General features: G+C 63.3%; 12 protein-coding genes. 5 read left to right on the top strand and 7 right to left on the bottom strand.

Features of this window, described 5'->3' with window-relative positions; translation table 11 throughout:
• Nucleotides 1-649: 649 nt before the first annotated feature.
• Both AC1DLT_RS19690 and AC1DLT_RS19695 read right to left on the bottom strand, forming a co-directional pair.
• A complete protein-coding gene (locus AC1DLT_RS19690) occupies nucleotides 650-1,213 on the bottom strand; it encodes a YdeI/OmpD-associated family protein (RefSeq protein WP_477487846.1) in 564 nt (187 codons plus the stop codon).
• Nucleotides 1,214-1,321: 108 nt separating this feature from the next.
• Complete coding sequence (locus AC1DLT_RS19695) at nucleotides 1,322-1,651, bottom strand: hypothetical protein (protein WP_477487847.1); 330 nt, start codon at nucleotides 1,649-1,651, stop codon at nucleotides 1,322-1,324.
• A gap of 536 nt (nucleotides 1,652-2,187) precedes the next feature.
• Between AC1DLT_RS19695 and AC1DLT_RS19700 the strand changes: the two genes are divergently transcribed.
• Both AC1DLT_RS19700 and AC1DLT_RS19705 read left to right on the top strand, forming a co-directional pair.
• Nucleotides 2,188-2,490: a BrnT family toxin gene (locus tag AC1DLT_RS19700; protein ID WP_247039640.1), complete on the top strand. Its 303-nt coding sequence runs from the start codon at nucleotides 2,188-2,190 to the stop codon at nucleotides 2,488-2,490.
• Entirely contained in the window at nucleotides 2,474-2,752 is a 279-nt protein-coding gene (locus tag AC1DLT_RS19705) for a BrnA antitoxin family protein (protein WP_040124488.1), read from the top strand. The genes AC1DLT_RS19700 and AC1DLT_RS19705 overlap by 17 nt, the downstream gene beginning before the upstream one ends.
• A 187-nt stretch (nucleotides 2,753-2,939) precedes the next feature.
• Here the strand turns inward: AC1DLT_RS19705 and AC1DLT_RS19710 are convergent, their stop codons facing one another.
• The 4 genes from AC1DLT_RS19710 to AC1DLT_RS19725 all read right to left on the bottom strand — a co-directional run bounded on the left by AC1DLT_RS19710 (nucleotide 2,940) and on the right by AC1DLT_RS19725 (nucleotide 8,649).
• Complete coding sequence (locus AC1DLT_RS19710; protein ID WP_477487848.1) at nucleotides 2,940-5,156, bottom strand: FAD-dependent oxidoreductase; 2,217 nt, start codon at nucleotides 5,154-5,156, stop codon at nucleotides 2,940-2,942.
• Nucleotides 5,157-5,331: 175 nt separating this feature from the next.
• Nucleotides 5,332-6,540, bottom strand: coding sequence for an acetyl-CoA C-acetyltransferase (locus AC1DLT_RS19715; RefSeq protein WP_477487849.1), 1,209 nt, complete (start codon nucleotides 6,538-6,540; stop codon nucleotides 5,332-5,334).
• A 55-nt stretch (nucleotides 6,541-6,595) separates the two neighbouring features.
• Nucleotides 6,596-6,787 (bottom strand): AbrB/MazE/SpoVT family DNA-binding domain-containing protein, encoded by a 192-nt coding sequence (locus AC1DLT_RS19720; RefSeq protein ID WP_477487850.1) that lies wholly within the window; start codon nucleotides 6,785-6,787, stop codon nucleotides 6,596-6,598.
• A gap of 68 nt (nucleotides 6,788-6,855) precedes the next feature.
• Nucleotides 6,856-8,649, bottom strand: coding sequence for an acyl-CoA dehydrogenase C-terminal domain-containing protein (locus AC1DLT_RS19725; RefSeq protein ID WP_477487851.1), 1,794 nt, complete (start codon nucleotides 8,647-8,649; stop codon nucleotides 6,856-6,858).
• A gap of 493 nt (nucleotides 8,650-9,142) precedes the next feature.
• On the opposite strand from AC1DLT_RS19725, the gene AC1DLT_RS19730 reads away from it, so the two are divergent.
• The 3 genes from AC1DLT_RS19730 (at nucleotide 9,143) to AC1DLT_RS19740 (ending at nucleotide 15,044) form a co-directional block, all read left to right on the top strand.
• A complete protein-coding gene (locus tag AC1DLT_RS19730; protein ID WP_477487852.1) occupies nucleotides 9,143-13,066 on the top strand; it encodes a peptidoglycan-binding protein in 3,924 nt (1,307 codons plus the stop codon).
• A gap of 248 nt (nucleotides 13,067-13,314) precedes the next feature.
• Entirely contained in the window at nucleotides 13,315-14,241 is a 927-nt protein-coding gene (locus AC1DLT_RS19735) for a sulfite exporter TauE/SafE family protein (RefSeq protein WP_040124482.1), read from the top strand.
• Nucleotides 14,241-15,044: a TIGR02186 family protein gene (locus AC1DLT_RS19740; RefSeq protein ID WP_477487853.1), complete on the top strand. Its 804-nt coding sequence runs from the start codon at nucleotides 14,241-14,243 to the stop codon at nucleotides 15,042-15,044. Before AC1DLT_RS19735 ends, AC1DLT_RS19740 begins: the two co-directional genes overlap by 1 nt.
• Here AC1DLT_RS19740 and AC1DLT_RS19745 read toward each other — a convergent pair whose 3' ends face one another.
• A complete protein-coding gene (locus AC1DLT_RS19745; protein WP_477487854.1) occupies nucleotides 15,045-15,563 on the bottom strand; it encodes a winged helix-turn-helix transcriptional regulator in 519 nt (172 codons plus the stop codon).
• Between the last annotated feature and the right edge of the window lie 55 nt (nucleotides 15,564-15,618).

The raw sequence follows: 15,618 nt of genomic DNA on the forward strand, positions 1-15,618 counted from the left end.
TCGCGTGGCCTTCGGCGTCTTGTCGGGGCTTCCGGCCCCTACAGGTGATCATCTCGCCTCGCTGCGTGGCTTTATTCGCGCCCATCCTTTCGGGACAGGCCTGCCACTTGCACGGCTCAACCGAACCGGACATGGCTGTCCGGGGGAGGTTTGATAGGAATGTTCGTCTTTCGACGCGCACTCCATGGCTTTCACCTCTTCCACCATCCCCGCACGTTACGGTTTTGATGAAAGCGCCGGCTCCCGCCTGCCCGCGAACGTCTCGCGAAACACTCCGGCGACGGAAGCGGGAGGATTGTAGGCATGGTGGTGAGGGGCGGGGATGAACAATCGGGCAAGTTATTGAAAATGCCGGAAGGAGGCAGCTGTTTGTCCTCGGGTAAGGCATCAGCGTGACGATGTTGAAGGGTGTGCCGTGGGATACCCCCCTCTGCCCTGCCGGGCATCTCCCCCTCAAGTGGGGAGATCGAAGGAGGCGTGCTCAGCGGCCCCTCTCTGATTTGTGCGACGGCAGGAGCTGGCCAAGGAGTGGAGTTCGGCAAACTCAAGGCTTTTTGTCAGGTAGGCCTGCCTTGCTTCTGGCCGATCTCCCCCCTTGAGGGGGAGATGTCCGGCAGGACAGAGGGGGGTGCCTCGGTAGAAACCGCCTCTATTTGTCTGCTGCCAGCTTCACCACCGCCTTCGCCACCCGCGCGGCCCGAACCTCCGGCGTGGTTGCCTTCAACAGCGGAAGCACCACCGCATATTGGCCGGTCTTGTCGAGCTTTTCGAAGGCAGCGCCGGCGGCGGCATTTTCAGCGAGCGCGGCCATCAGGTCGTCCGGCAGGCCGGCTTCGCGCTGCGGCGCGTAGGCGACCGCCCAGCGCCCGTCGGCCTTGGCCGCCTCGACTTCTGCCAGCCCCGCCGGCCGCATCCGCCCGGCCTGCGTCAGTGCCGCCACCCGATCGACATTGAGCTTCGACCACGGGCTTTTGGTGCGGCGCGGCGAATACCGCTGCAGATAGGAGGTGGCGTCGAAGCCCTTGCGCTGGCTGTCGATCCAGCCATGGCAGAGCGCCACATCCAGCGCCTCGTCAATGGTGATCAGGGTCCGCTTCGGGTTCTTCTTGCCGATCTGCAGCCAGACGCCGGACGAGGTGGCATGGTGGGCGGAGAGCCAGGAGGCCCAATCCGCGGGATCGGTGAAGACGAGGGCTTCGGTGGCAAGGTCCATGGGCGGCTCCCGGTTGGCGAACTGCCGATCCAGTTGGTGGCTATCGCTCGTTGCGTTGCCAGGATCGGCGAGTGGCCGCCGGATGAAAAGCTCCGGCGCCTGGCGCGATCAGTGGTAGCCGAGCGACTTCAAGGTCATGTCCATCCAGAAGAAGCCCGCGGTCGCGGCCACAGCGACGATCGCAAACAAGATCCACCCTGCCGTCGTCAACGTGCTGCGCTCGACATCGCGATAGGGATAACGGTTGCCAGTGAACAGAAAATAGAGACCGAAAACCGCGCAGACCGCCAGCAGAACAACGATGCGCGGCATCCACGTGACGGTATCTGCGCCCAACTCCGCCTGGTGAAGCGGCTGCCATATCGCCGACCACCCCACGGCCGCCCCGACAACCAGGACCAGCAAGCCACCCAGACGATATTTTACCTCTCCAAACATGACCCCTCCTGCAACCTGAGCTTGATGAATGCGAGGGACGATAGAAGGAAAAATGGGATTGGGGAAGCGGGGTGGGTGGCAAAATCGGGTGACCTTGGCTTGGGCAGCCGCTGCCGGAATGGGACAGCCAGAACGGGCTTCTTGATGGCGAGATCGCCGTCATCGCCCGGCCGCAGGAGTTCCTTCCGGTTTGGGTGGAAGGAGCCCATGGCTCCAGCCTTCCGTCCAACATCACGATCCGACGGTTGTGGATCGGCGCGACATCCGGCCTTGGCGCGGCGGTCAACATGATGAGAAAGGGCGGCTGCTTGCCTATTGCGAACCGCCAGAAGCCGGCGCCAGGAAGGCAGGCTCAATGTCAGTAAAAGCAAGCCGCGAGGACGCGATGGAGACGACGTGGCATTCAAGCAGGTCTGCCGACTTTGATACCGCGGTTGAGCCGCAGCTGCGCTGGAAGGGCCGGTTTGGAAAAGCATTTTCCTCCTTCATCATTCTTCCTGCCTTGAACCCCGCGTATATTATGGCAATATACATCAATGATCGATTGGGAACGGATTGTCGGATTCGAGTGGGACGAAGGAAATGTCCGCAAGAGTGCCGACAAACACGACGTCAGCCAGAGCGAAGCTGAGCAGGTGTTCTTTAACGAGCCGCTGCTGATGGTGCCCGATCTGAGACATAGCTTTAGCGAGCAGCGCATTCATGCGCTCGGTCGGACCGATGACGGAAGGTTGCTCCATATCACCTTCACGCTTCGGGCAAACGAAACAAGAATCCGGGTGATTTCCGCCCGGGATATGAGCCGGAAGGAGCGGAGCTATTATGAGCAGAAAGCCTGATCCCGTCCCGCACTTCAGTACGGAAGCCGAAGAGCGGACCTATTGGGAACATCATGATTCCGCTGATCATGTCGACTGGAGCAAAGCCGCGAACGTGCGATTGCCGAACCTGAAGCCGTCATCCACGTCGATCTCCTTGCGTCTGCCCAACTCGCTTCTGGAACAGATCAAGGTTGCCGCTGGCAAGCGTGATGTCCCATACCAGTCGCTGATCAAGATCTGGCTTGCCGAGAAGATCGATACATCTGGAGCAAAGCGATGATCTCTCCTCAAGCCGGCGTGTGACATGGCAATGAAGGACCCCGTCGGCCAGGACATGGTGGGCAGAAGCCCCTACCCTGAGAAGCTGAGATAGGTGGGCCGTGAGCGCGACTTTGCTTCCAAAGGTGCGCTTCCGCCACTCCATAGCCCGGTCCGGGCGGGCCTGCCCTTGGAACCGCTTTCGGAGCCTAAGCCGCCCTCCCCACCTTCACATAGGGATCAAACCGCCCGTAAAACGTCTCGCCCTTCGCCGCCATGTCTTTGAGCAGCGGCGTTGGCTTGAAGTGCGGGCCGTAGCTTGCGGCCAGCTTTTCGCAGAGCGCGACAAAGTTCTTCACGCCCATGCCGTCGATGTAGGAGAGCGTGCCGCCGGTATAGGGGGCGAAGCCGAAGCCGAGGATGGAGCCGACATCGGCTTCGCGCGGATCGGTGACGATGCCTTCCTCGACGGTGCGGGCGGCTTCGAGCGCGATCGTCACCAGCAGGCGCTGTTTCAGGACGTTAACATCCACCTCGTCAGCCTTTTTCTGCGGGTAGAGGGTCTTCAGCTCGGGCCAGAGGAATTTCTTGGCGGGCTTGGCCGGGTATTCGTAAAAGCCCTTGGAGTTCTTGCGGCCGCGGCGGTCGAACACGTCGACCATCTGGTCGACCAGCGCCATGTGCTCCGGCTTGACCGCATTGGGGCCAAGATCGGCGATCGAAGCCTTCATGATCTTCTGGGACAGATCGACGGCGACCTCGTCGTTGAGCGACAGCGGGCCGACCGGCATGCCGGCCATTTTTGCGGCATTTTCGATCATCGCCGCCGGCACGCCTTCGATCAGCATGTCATAGGCCTCGTTGATATAGCGGAAGACGCAGCGGTTGACATAAAAGCCGCGGGTATCGTTGACGACGATCGGGGTCTTCTTGATCGCGGCGACGAAATCGAGCGCCACGGCCAGCGCCTTGTCACCTGATTTTTCGCCGAGGATGACCTCGGTCAGCATCATCTTTTCGACCGGCGAGAAGAAATGCACGCCTATGAACTGGTCGGAACGCTTCGAATTCTCGGCAAGGCCGGTGATCGGCAGGGTGGACGTGTTGGAGGCAAAGATGGTGGTTTGCGGGATGACCGCTTCGACCGCCTCGATGACCGCCTTCTTGACGGTGCGATCCTCGAACACCGCCTCGACGACCAGGCTTGCATCGGACAGCGCCTGGTAATCCGGGGTGGGGGTGATCAGGAGCAACAGCTTTTCGCCCTCCTCCTTGGTCATCCGGCCCTTGCCTACCTGGTCCGCCACCAGCTTTTCGGAATGGGCCTTGCCCTTGTCGGCGGCCTCCTGGTCCCGGTCGATGAGGGTGACGGGAATGCCGGCGGCGGCCGTCACATAGGCAATCGAGGCGCCCATGAAGCCGGCGCCGACGACGCCGATCTTGGAGAATTCCGTCTTCGGGATACCGGCCGGGCGGCGGGCGCCCTTGCCGAGCTCCTGCATGGAGACGAACAGCGAGCGGATCATCGAAAACGCTTCGGTGGTGCGCAGAATTTCGGTGAAATACCGCTGCTCGACCTTGAGGCCCGTATCGAAGGGAAGCTGCAGGCCTTCATAGACGCATTTGAGGATGGCGAGCGCACCCGGATAGTTGCCGGCGCTTTCGCGGCGCAGGATGGCGGGGGCGGCCGGCCAGAGCTGGGCTGCGGCCGGCGTCCAGATGCCGCCGCCGGGGACCTTGAAACCCTTCTCGTCCCAGGGGGCGACCGGTTTCAGGCCGTCCTTGATCATCTGCCTGGCGGCGTTGATCAGCTCGGCGGGCTCGACGACCTGGTGCACGAGGCCCATGGCCTTGGCGCGCTGGGCGGTCAGCGATGAGCCCGTGGTCATCATCTGCAGGGCATCCTGGGCGTTCGCCAGCCGCGGTACGCGCTGGGTGCCGCCGGCGCCCGGGAAGATGCCGACCTTGACTTCCGGGAGCGCGATTTTAACCGACTTGGAATTGGCGGCGACGCGGCCGTGGCAGGCGAGCGACAGCTCGAACGCGCCGCCCATGCAGGTGCCGTTGATCGCCGAGACCCAGGGTTTGCCGTTCAACTCGACCTTGCGCCACAGCCACGACATGCGGCCGGCGGCATCGAACAGCTTTTGCGCGGCGGTCGCCGGGTCCTTGGCCTGTTCCTCGGCGAGCATCGAGAACATCGACTTGATCATGGTAAGATCGGCGCCGCCGGAGAAGGACGACTTGCCGGAGGTGAAGACGACGCCCTTGACGGCGGCATCCGCGACAGTCGCGTCGACGATAGCGTCGATCTCCTCCATCACCTCCATGGTGAAGACGTTCATGGATTTGTCCGGCATGTCCCAGGTGACGAGAGCAATGCCGTCCGCGTCGGTTTCGACGGTGAAGTTCTTGTAGGTGCTCATGATGGGATTTCCTCTTCCCTGAAATTTCTGTGGCGTGCCGAACCGCCCCCTCACCCGGCCTCCGCTTCGCTCGGCCACCCTCTCCCCAAGGGGAGAGGAGGATCGGAGGCGTTGCGGCAATCCCTCTTCTCCCCTCGGGGAGAAGGTGCCGGCAGGCGGATGAGGGGGTTTCCCCTCAAACTCTCTCGATAATCGTCGCGGTGCCCATGCCGGCGCCGATGCAGAGCGTGACCAGCGCGGTGTTGAGATCGCGGCGTTCCAATTCGTCCAGGACGGTGCCCAGGATCATCGCGCCGGTGGCGCCGAGCGGGTGGCCCATGGCGATGGCGCCGCCGTTGACGTTGATCTTGTCGTGGCTGATCTCGAAGGCCTGCATATAGCGCAGCACAACGGCGGCGAAGGCTTCGTTGAGCTCGAAGAGGTCGATATCGGCAATCTTCATGCCGGAGCGCGCAAGCAGCTTTTCGGTGACGTCGACCGGGCCGGTCAGCATCAGCGCCGGATCGGAGCCGATATTGGCGAAGTGGCGGATGCGGGCGCGGGGTTTCAGGTTCATGGCTTCACCGCCGGCCTTGGAGCCGATCAGCACGGCTGCCGCACCATCGACGATGCCCGAGGAATTGCCGGCGTGGTGGACGTAATTGATCCGCTCGATTTCCGGATGGGCCTGGATGCCGACCGCTTCGAAACCGCCCATCTCGCCCGGCATCTGGAACGACGGGTTGAGCGAGGCCAGCGATTGCATGTCGGTGGTCGGCCGCATGTGCTCGTCGCGGTCAAGGATGGTCAGGCCGTTCTGGTCCTTGACCGGAATGACCGAGTTCTTGAAGTAGCCGGCGTCCCAGGCGCTGGCCGCGCGCCTCTGGCTCTCGACGGCATAGGCGTCGACGTCGTCGCGGGAAAAACCGTATTTCGTGGCGATCAGGTCGGCCGAGACGCCCTGCGGCATGAAGTAGGCGGGGAAGTTGACGGACGGGTCCATGTACCAGGAGCCGCCGGACATGCCCATGCCCACGCGCGACATGCTCTCGACGCCGCCGGCAATGACGATGTCGTCGGAACCGGCCGCGACCTTGCCGGCCGCAAGATTGACCGCATCGAGGCCCGAGGAGCAGAAACGGGAAATCTGCATGCCGGGCGCCCTGGTGGAATATCCGGCCTCGAAGGCAGCGGCCTTGGGAATGACGGCGCCGGCATCCATGACCGGATCGACGCAACCCATGATGATGTCGTCGACATAAGACGTGTCGAGGGCGTTGCGGTCGCGGATCGCTTCCAGCGTCTTGGCCGCGAGGCGCACGGACGGCACTTCGTGCAGCGCCCCATCCTTCTTGCCGCGACCGCGCGGCGTGCGGACGTGGTCGTAAATGAAGACTTCGGTCATGGTATCATCTCCCTGGGTGGCGCATGCGCGCCGGCAATTTTGGCTTATAAACGCATTATCTGCAGGTAACGGACGGTTCCTCTTGATCACTTGGGTTCGCGAGAAGCTGAATGACAAGTCGCCCATTCTCGGCGCGGACATCCACATCAGCACCGATATTCAGACCGACTTCCTCCAGAAGTTCTTCAGGAAGCGGCATAACGATATCTCCTGCGACTTCCTGAAGCGTGACATAAGTCTTCTTCACCTGCGCCTCCTCATCCGGCGATTGAATAGAGGGCCAAGATTCCCTCCCCACAAGGGGAGGGAATCTGTTCAAAACGCGTCGGCGGCGAGTTCCATCACGCTGTCGGCGCCGGCTTCGATGCGGACTTTACGCATCGCGGTTTCCGGCATGATCTTTTCCATGAAGAACTTCGCCGTCACCAGCTTGTTCTTCAGGTAGTCGGCGCGGGCGTCGCCGGTGGCAAGTCCGGTCTGGGCCGCCTTGGCGATCTTGGCCCACATGTAGCCGAGTGTCACGATCCCGAAGAGGTGCATATAGTCGGTCGAGCCGGCGCCGGCATTGTCGGGCTTGGCCATGGCGTTCTGCATGAACCACATGGTGGAGGCCTGCAGGTCGTTCAAGCCCTTCTTGAGACCCTTGGTGAAAGGAGCCATCGCTTCATCGGCGCGGTTTTCCTCGCAGAAATCGCCGATCTCCTTGAACATCGCCATCACGGCGCGGCCGCCGTTCAGCGCCAGCTTGCGGCCGACGAGGTCGAGCGCCTGGATGCCGTTGGCGCCTTCGTAGATCATGGTGATGCGGGCATCACGGACATACTGGCTCATACCGTGTTCCTCGATATAACCGTGGCCGCCAAACACCTGCTGGGCCATGACGGCATGTTCGAAGCCCTTGTCGGTCATCACGCCCTTGAGGATCGGGGTCGCGAGGCCGAGGAGATCGTCGGCGTTCTGGCGCTCGGCCGCATCCGGAGAGCGGTGGGCGATATCGGATTTCAGCGCGGTCCACAGCAGGAAGGCGCGGCCGGCCTCGTTGAAGGCGCGAATGGTCATCAGCGAGCGGCGGATATCCGGATGAACGATGATCGGGTCGGCCTTTTTATCCGGCGCCTTGGTACCGGAGAGCGAGCGACCCTGAATGCGCTCGCGGGCATAAGCGACGGCGTTCTGGTAAGCCGTCTCGGCGATCGACAGGCCCTGCAGGCCGACGCCGAGGCGGGCTTCGTTCATCATCACGAACATGGCGGCAAGGCCCTTGTTTTCAGCGCCGATCAGGTAACCGGTCGCCTCGTCATAGTTCATGACGCAGGTGGAGTTGCCGTGGATGCCCATCTTGTGTTCGATCGCACCGCAGGTAGCGCCGTTGCGCTTGCCCAGCGATCCATCGGCATTGACCATGAACTTCGGCACGATGAAGAGCGAGATGCCCTTGGTGCCCTCCGGCGCGCCTTCGATGCGGGCGAGCACCAGGTGGACGATATTGTCGGTCATGCCGTGCTCGCCGGCCGAGATGAAGATCTTCTGGCCGGAAATCTTGTACGATCCGTCGCCTTGAGGCACCGCCTTCGAGCGCAGAAGGCCGAGATCGGTGCCGCAATGGGGTTCGGTGAGGTTCATGGTACCCGACCAGGTACCTGCAACCATGTTCGGCAGGTATGTCCTCTTCTGCTCGTCGGAACCATGCACGAGGATCGCGGCGATCGCGCCCTGGGTCAGGCCCGGATACATCATCAGCGACATGTTGGCCGACGACATGTATTCGCCGACGGCGGCATGCAGCGTATAGGGCAGCCCCTGGCCTCCAAATTCCTCCGGCACGGCAAGGCCGATCCAGCCGGCCTGGCAATACTGGTCATAGGCCTGCTTGAAACCCTTCGGCACCGAAACCGTGCCGTCGTCGTGGCGGGTGCAGCCTTCCTGGTCGCCGGAAAGATTGAGCGGAAAGAGCACGTCCTCGGCCACCTTGGCGGCCTCTCCGATGATCGCTTCCAGCATGTCCGGAGTGGCATCGGCAAAGCCCGGCAGGTTGCCGTAGCGTTCCAGGCCGAGCACATCGTTGAGAATGAAAAGCGTATCGTTTACCGGGGCCTTGTACACGGGCATGGTCGAGCTTCCTCCAAATCCTCGTCGGTGAATTCCGCCCCGGGCCTTTGGCTCACGAGAGAATCCGCATTCTTTCTATCACAAATAATTGACGTTCGCGTAAACGTCAATTACGCGCGTCTGGAACTTTGCCGATCTCCACCGTCGCCATTCCTCCGTCCCGATCACAGTCTTAACGGGCAGAGCAGTTGCGAGGCTGGAGGGGGAAAGCAGGAAGATAGGGCCGGCAGGCGCTACGTCATCACCGCAAAGCAAACCGAACGCATCGAAAAGGTTAAAATTTTCGTCCCGGTTAACGAGTTGTTTACTACGTTTAAGGAAATAGTGGGCTCTTAAGCGACGCAGTACATTTACCTCAAGACGTCCCGCGTGCGCTGAAATGGCAAGTCCTGCGTAAGGCATTTCTAATATATGGCCGAATGACGGGATGCCCTATCCCTGAACACGGCCCGTTACGAGAGCCCGCAGGTACAACGTCGAAACGAGCGAGCACATGAACGGATCACGATCGACCCCTTCCCGTCCCGGCGACCGCTCTTCCCTGGATGCGTTGAACCGCACCATCGAAGGGCTCGAGGCGCGTATCGAGGGGTTGATGTCAGGCACGTCGCGTGATGGCCAGCCGCCGAAAGCCAACGATCCGCGCCACGACCGCCGGCCGGCCGCAGCGTCCGCCTATCGCGAACCGCAATTCGCAAGCGACCCCCTTGCCGAGATCCGCGAACGCCAGCGCATGCTCGATGCCAGCCGTGACCGCAGCGTTCGGCCCGAGCGCCAGCGTGCGCCGGAGCGGCGACAGGAGAGCCTGCGCCGGGAGGAGCCACGGTATGCCGAGCCCCGCCGAACCGAACTGCGCCCGCCGGAAGCTTACCGCCCGCCGGCTCGCCAGGCGCCCGTGCGCGCGGAAGCACCCCGTTACGCCGAACAGCGCCCGATCGCGCCGGCCCCGCGCCGCGAGGAACCCCGCCGTCCGGCCCCACAGCCCCCGCGCATACCGGTGCCGCAGCCGCCGCAGGCAGATAATGGCATGCGCGACATCGCCCAGGCGCTGGTCAGCCTGCGCCAGGAGCTGAAGCAGGATATTTCCGAAAGCGTCGCCCGCGAAATGAGCGCGTTGCGCTCCGAGATCCGCTCGATCAAATCCATTGCCGAAGACCAGAACTTCAGCGAGGATCTGCGCGGCGACCTTGCCCGGCTTGCCGAAGGCATCAGCCAACTCGGCTACCAGGCGACGCCGGAGGCGGCCGGCCTGCGCCGCGAATTCGAGGAACTGCGCGCCGTCATGGACGGCCTCGCCCGCGAGGATTCGGTACGGCGGATGGAAACCCGCTGGCAGGGTCTCGAAGATCGTATGCACGATCTCGACTCCACGGCGCTGCGCGAGGAGCTCGTCTCGCTCGCCTACCGGATCGACGACATCAAGGGCCAGCTCGGCGAGATGAGCGACAGCCCGGTCATCCGCGCGCTCGAACAGAAGCTGATCACGGTCGCGAGCGCCATGGAGCAGCTCGGCTCACGCATGCAGCCGAACGATTCGGTCATTGCCGAACAGTTCGCGACATTGGACGAGCGGCTGGACGAAATCAGCCGCGCGATTGCCGCAGGCAGCCGTGCCTCGGCCTCAGCCTCGATCGACCAGTCCTTCCTGCAGCGTCTGGATGGCCGCATCAGCGCGCTTGCCGACCAGATCGAAGCCATAGGCCGGGTAACCCACACCCAGACCGACCCGGCCGAAATGCTCTCCGCCCGCATCGAAGCGCTGACCGGCCGGATCGAGGAGCTCACCGACGAACAGGCGGCCATGCGCTTGGAAGAGCGGCTCGAGCAGCTTTCGCTGATCCTCGAACAGGCCCAGAAGCCCTCCCAGGACCCAGAGCTTTCTGCCTATCTCGCCGATATTTCCCGCAAGATCGACGGGTTGGAACAGGGCAGTGTCAACGACGTGCTCGCCGAACGGCTCGACTATCTCGCCCGCCGGATCGAGGAGATCGGTTATCAGCCGCATGCCCAGTCGGCGATGGACGAAAACGCCTTCGGACGCATCGAAGACCGGCTGACCGACATTGCCGCCCGGCTTGACGAGGCGACGGCTTCGCCGCGTGGCGACGACGGCGCGCTTCGCAGTCTCGAAGACCAGATCGCCCATCTTTCGGTGCTGATCAGCCAGCCGCAGCATGGCGCCGGCGCTCTTCCCGCCGAATTCGAAAACCGCATGACGGCGCTCGAAAGCTATATGGCGACCAATGACGAATACATCATCGAGGCTGCCCGCCAGGCCGCCGAGACGGTGGTGGAAGCCTATTCCCGCAATGGCATGGCAGGCGGGCCGGGTGTCGCTGCCGACATGGCGGCACTGTCTGCGCTTGCGGACGACCTTCGCCATCTCGAAGACCTGACGCGCCATTCGGACGACCGCACCCACCAGACCTTCGAAGCCCTGCACGGCACCCTGGTGCAGATCGCCGACCGGCTGGACGGCATGGAAGAACGGCTCGTCTCCTCCGCCCACGCGGAGCGGGATCGTTATCATGAAGAACCGGCGCGTTACGAGAGCCGCCCTGCCCCGGCCATGCCGGCAGCCGCACAGCTTTCCGTCGCCGCTGCCGAAGAGCTGATGAGCTACGAGCTCGCGGAGGCAGAGGCGAACGAGCAACCGGCCGCAACCTTCGGCCATCGCGCAAAGGCCCCTGAAGAAGCGCCTTCCGACGAGACCGTACTTCGCGCCGATCATGTCGTCACCAAGGACAGCCCCGCCAGGGACAGAGCCGCCAAGACCAGCCTGCTGACCGAACTTTCCCGCCGCTTCCTGCCGGGCGGCAAGGGCGAGGCGCCGAAGGGCGGCCGCACCGTGATCGATCCGACACCGTCGCTCGATCCTTCCGACGTGCTGCCGGCGGATCGCCAGAACGATCTTCTGGAGCCGGGATCCGGCGCCCCCGACGTCAAGAAGATCCTCGAGCGGGTTCGCGCCAGCCAGGCCGCCGGCGAATTCGACACAGACCGGACGAGTGCCGCCGAACGCGCCGACTATATCGCCGCCGCCCGCCGCGCCGCCAAGGCCGCTGCCCAGGAAACCGATCCCTCGCAGATCGGCTCGTCGTCCAAGGAAATGCGCAAGGCCGCCAAGGCATCCGCCAACAAGGGCTTCGGCGCCATGCTTTCGCAGCATCGCCGGCCGATCCTGATGGCTGTCGGTGCCGTCCTTCTGGTGCTGATGGCGATGCCGCTCGCCAAGACGCTGACCAGCGGCACGAAGGCTCCAGCAGTACCGGCCGCGACGATCCAGGCGCCGGCGCGGCCGGTTGCACCGGCCAACGTCACCGGCAGCAACGAGGTCCCGACGGTCGAAGACCAGGCCGCGACCGATGGCGCCGACGGCGACACGAACACCGCAGCCGCGCCGACGCAACCCGTCGAACAGGCCCCAGCGGTTGCCGCAAACCATCTGACCGATCCTCGGCCGGCGTCGGGCGCTCCTTCCGTCATGGATCAGTCGGGCAATGCGCCGGCTACCGCGAACACATTCGCCGCCGCCCCCAAGGTCACGGCTCCGGCTGCGATCGTGGTGCCCGTCGGCATCGAACCCAAGTCGCTGGCCGACGCCGCCGCTGGCGGCGATGCGAACGCCCTCTTTGAGATCGGCGCACGCTTTACCGATGGAAAGGGCGTCAAGAGCGATCTGTCGGAGGCCGCCAACTGGTACAAGCTTGCCGCCGACCGCGGCCTGGCACCGGCGCAATACCGGCTCGCCAATATCTTCGAAAAGGGCACGGGCGTCTCCCGCGACCTGACCAAGGCGATGACCTACTACAAGCAGGCCGCTGATGCCGGCAATGCCAGCGCCATGCACAACCTCGCCGTGCTCTATGCATCGGGCGCAGCCGGCCAGCCGGACTATGCCGCCGCCGTCACCTGGTTCCGCCAGGCCGCCGACTTCGGCGTCGCCGACAGCCAGTTCAACCTCGCCATCCTGCTTGCCCGCGGCAACGGCGTGAAGCAGGATCTCGAGGAATCCTACAAGTGGTTCGCGGTTGCGGCCAAGGGAGGCGACAAGGACGCCGCCCAGAAGCGCGACGAAGTGGGCAACGCGATGCGCAAGGAACAGCTCGAAAGCGCCCGCACCAAGGTCGACCAGTGGAAGGTGAAGCCGCTCGACCCGAAGGCCAACTCCGTCAATCTTCCGGACGAATGGGCTTCCGGCAAGCCGCTCACCACGGGCTCGGTCGACATGGAAAAGGCGATCCGCAACATCCAGGCGATCCTGAACAAGAGCGGTTTTGACGCCGGCACCGCCGACGGCAAGATGGGCGCCAAGACCGTGACCGCGATCAAGGCCTTCCAGACCTCGGTCGGCCAGGAGCCGAACGGCAGGATCACCGACGCGCTGGTCAAGGAACTACTTGCGAAGAACAAGTAAGTCGACTTACCCGACCGATATAGGGGAGTTGCGGGATATTAATCACGCCCGCACAAAAACGGCAAAATTGCCGCATTATCTGACACTTGCGAATTGACTTGCGGCCAAGCCCGGGCGCATGACGGATGAAGTCCTTCATGCCCTGTTCACATGGCATGTGAGATCACGTTTCCTTCGCCGCACCGGGCGGACAACCACATCGCGAACGCCCGCGAGGGCGTCGCTTTTTGCCGTGTCGAGGTTCTGCCGTGACTGTCTACCTGCCGATCGCAGAGCTGTCGGTGAACATCTTCATTATTCTGGGCATGGGCGCGGCCGTCGGCTTTCTCTCCGGCATGTTCGGCGTTGGCGGCGGATTCCTGATCACGCCGCTGCTGATCTTCTACAACATCCCGCCCGTCGTGGCGGTCGCGACCGGCGCCAACCAGGTGGTCGCTTCGTCGATCTCTGGCGCGATCACCCATTTCAGGCGCGGCACGCTCGACATGAAGCTCGGTTCGGTGCTGCTGGTCGGCGGTCTGGCGGGGGCGACGGCGGGCGTCTGGGTCTTCTCCTGGCTCCGGCGCGTCGGCCAGCTCGATCTGTTCATCTCGATCCTCTACGTCGTGCTGCTCGGCTCGATCGGGGCGCTGATGCTGCAGGAGAGCCTGCGCGCGCTCCGGCGGGCAAAGAACAAGGAGCCGCTGCCGTTGAAACGGCCGGGCCAGCACAACTGGGTGCACCGGCTGCCGCTGAAGATGCGGTTCAAGAAGTCGAAGATCTACCTTTCCGCCATTCCGATCGTCGGGCTCGGCTTCGGCATCGGCGTGCTCACCTCGATCATGGGTGTCGGCGGCGGCTTCATCATGGTGCCGGCGATGATCTATCTCTTACGCATCCCGACCAATGTCGTCGTCGGGACCTCGCTGTTCCAGATCATCTTCGTCACCGCCTACACGACCATGGTGCAGGCGGCGACCAACTATTCGGTCGACATCGTGCTCGCCACGATCCTGATGGTGGCCGGCGTGATCGGCGCGCAATACGGGGTCCGCGTCGGGCAGAAGCTGCGCGGCGAACAGCTGCGCGCGCTCCTGGCGCTGCTCGTGCTTGCGGTCGGCATCCGCCTGGCGATCGGGCTGATCGTCACGCCGGACGACGTCTATTCGGTCGCGGTCGGGGGGATGTCCTACTGATGCGCCGGCTTCTCCGCACTCTCCTTCTGCTGCCGCTTCTGGCGCTCTCCTTGCCGGCCGCGGCGCAGGTGCCGTTCGGGCAGGCATCGGCGGTCAAGGAAGGGCTGGAGATCGGCGCCTCGACCAGCGAAATCGCCATCACGTCTGATTTCCGCGGCGCCGACCTCACCATCTTCGGGGCGCTCACCAATGCGGACGAGCTGTTCCTGGCGATCGGCCAGTATGACGTGGTGGTGACGCTCGAAGGGCCGAAGGACTACGCGACAGTGCGCAAGAAGGAGCGCGTCTTCGGGATCTGGATGAACACCGAGGGCATGACCTTCGAACAGGTACCGGAAAGTTATTCGCTGGCCAGCACCCGGATGATCGACACCATCGACGAGGCACCGAGCCTCAACAATATCGGCGTCGGCATCGACCACCTGGCGCTGAACCCGGTCGGCTATATCCCCGATTCCGGCATGATCGGTGAGTTCCGCGACGCCTATCGGCGCCTGAAGCTGACAAACGGGCTTTACCAGCGCGACACGAGCGGCGTGCGCTTCGTTTCGTCGAGCCTGTTTCGCGCCTCGCTGAAACTGCCGGCCAACATCCCCGACGGGATGCATATGGTGCGCGCCTACCTGTTCAAGAGCGGTGAGCTGATCAATCAGCGGGAAATGCCGCTGCGCGTCGTCAAGACCGGCATCGAACAGGCGATCACCGACGCGGCCCACGACCGTCCGTTCGCCTACGGTTTCCTCTGCGTGCTGATCGCCGTGATCACCGGCTGGGGCGCCAGCATCGTCTTCCGCAAGGACTGATCATTCCGCAGCGTCAGCCGCCGCCGCGTTGCGGGCGACGACTTCGAGATAGGCGGCGCGCAGGCGGTCGAAGACGGAAGGCTTGGCGGGATCGCGCGGGACATGCAGGTGCAGGACGCGCAGTTCGTCCATGAAATCCTCCCAGAGCGGCCGGCCACCCTCCTCCAGCAATTGCGCCCGGATCGAGAGATCTTCGGACACCGGCATGAACCGGCGGCCCCAGGCGCCCATTTCCGCAAAAATAGGCACCAGCCGGATCGACATTTCCGTGAGGCTGTAGATCCCCTTCTGCTTGTGGCTCGGATCGTCCTCCCGGGAAAGCAGGCCCCGTTCCACCAGCCGCTTCAGCCGGTCGGCAAGGATGTTGGAAGCGATGCCTTCCTCGGAATTCTGCAGCAGTTCGCGAAAGTGGCGGCGATTGCCGAACATGATGTCGCGGATGACGATCAGGCTCCAACGGTCTCCGAGAACCTCCAGCGTCAGATTGATCGGGCAACCCGACCGATATGTGTCGTTCATTTTTTTCTCCAATACCGCTTGCATTCTACAATCAGTTTGGTTAGCTTTCAACTGC

Source organism: Neorhizobium sp. 05N33 (genome assembly GCF_056397445.1).

Coding starts and splice junctions, on each gene's coding strand:
- AC1DLT_RS19690 (WP_477487846.1), bottom strand. CDS start 1,213: ATGGACCTTGCCACCGAAGCCCTCGTCTTCACCGATCCCGCGGATTGG.
- AC1DLT_RS19695 (WP_477487847.1), bottom strand. CDS start 1,651: ATGTTTGGAGAGGTAAAATATCGTCTGGGTGGCTTGCTGGTCCTGGTT.
- AC1DLT_RS19700 (WP_247039640.1), top strand. CDS start 2,188: ATGATCGATTGGGAACGGATTGTCGGATTCGAGTGGGACGAAGGAAAT.
- AC1DLT_RS19705 (WP_040124488.1), top strand. CDS start 2,474: ATGAGCAGAAAGCCTGATCCCGTCCCGCACTTCAGTACGGAAGCCGAA.
- AC1DLT_RS19710 (WP_477487848.1), bottom strand. CDS start 5,156: ATGAGCACCTACAAGAACTTCACCGTCGAAACCGACGCGGACGGCATT.
- AC1DLT_RS19715 (WP_477487849.1), bottom strand. CDS start 6,540: ATGACCGAAGTCTTCATTTACGACCACGTCCGCACGCCGCGCGGTCGC.
- AC1DLT_RS19725 (WP_477487851.1), bottom strand. CDS start 8,649: ATGCCCGTGTACAAGGCCCCGGTAAACGATACGCTTTTCATTCTCAAC.
- AC1DLT_RS19730 (WP_477487852.1), top strand. CDS start 9,143: ATGAACGGATCACGATCGACCCCTTCCCGTCCCGGCGACCGCTCTTCC.
- AC1DLT_RS19740 (WP_477487853.1), top strand. CDS start 14,241: ATGCGCCGGCTTCTCCGCACTCTCCTTCTGCTGCCGCTTCTGGCGCTC.
- AC1DLT_RS19745 (WP_477487854.1), bottom strand. CDS start 15,563: ATGAACGACACATATCGGTCGGGTTGCCCGATCAATCTGACGCTGGAG.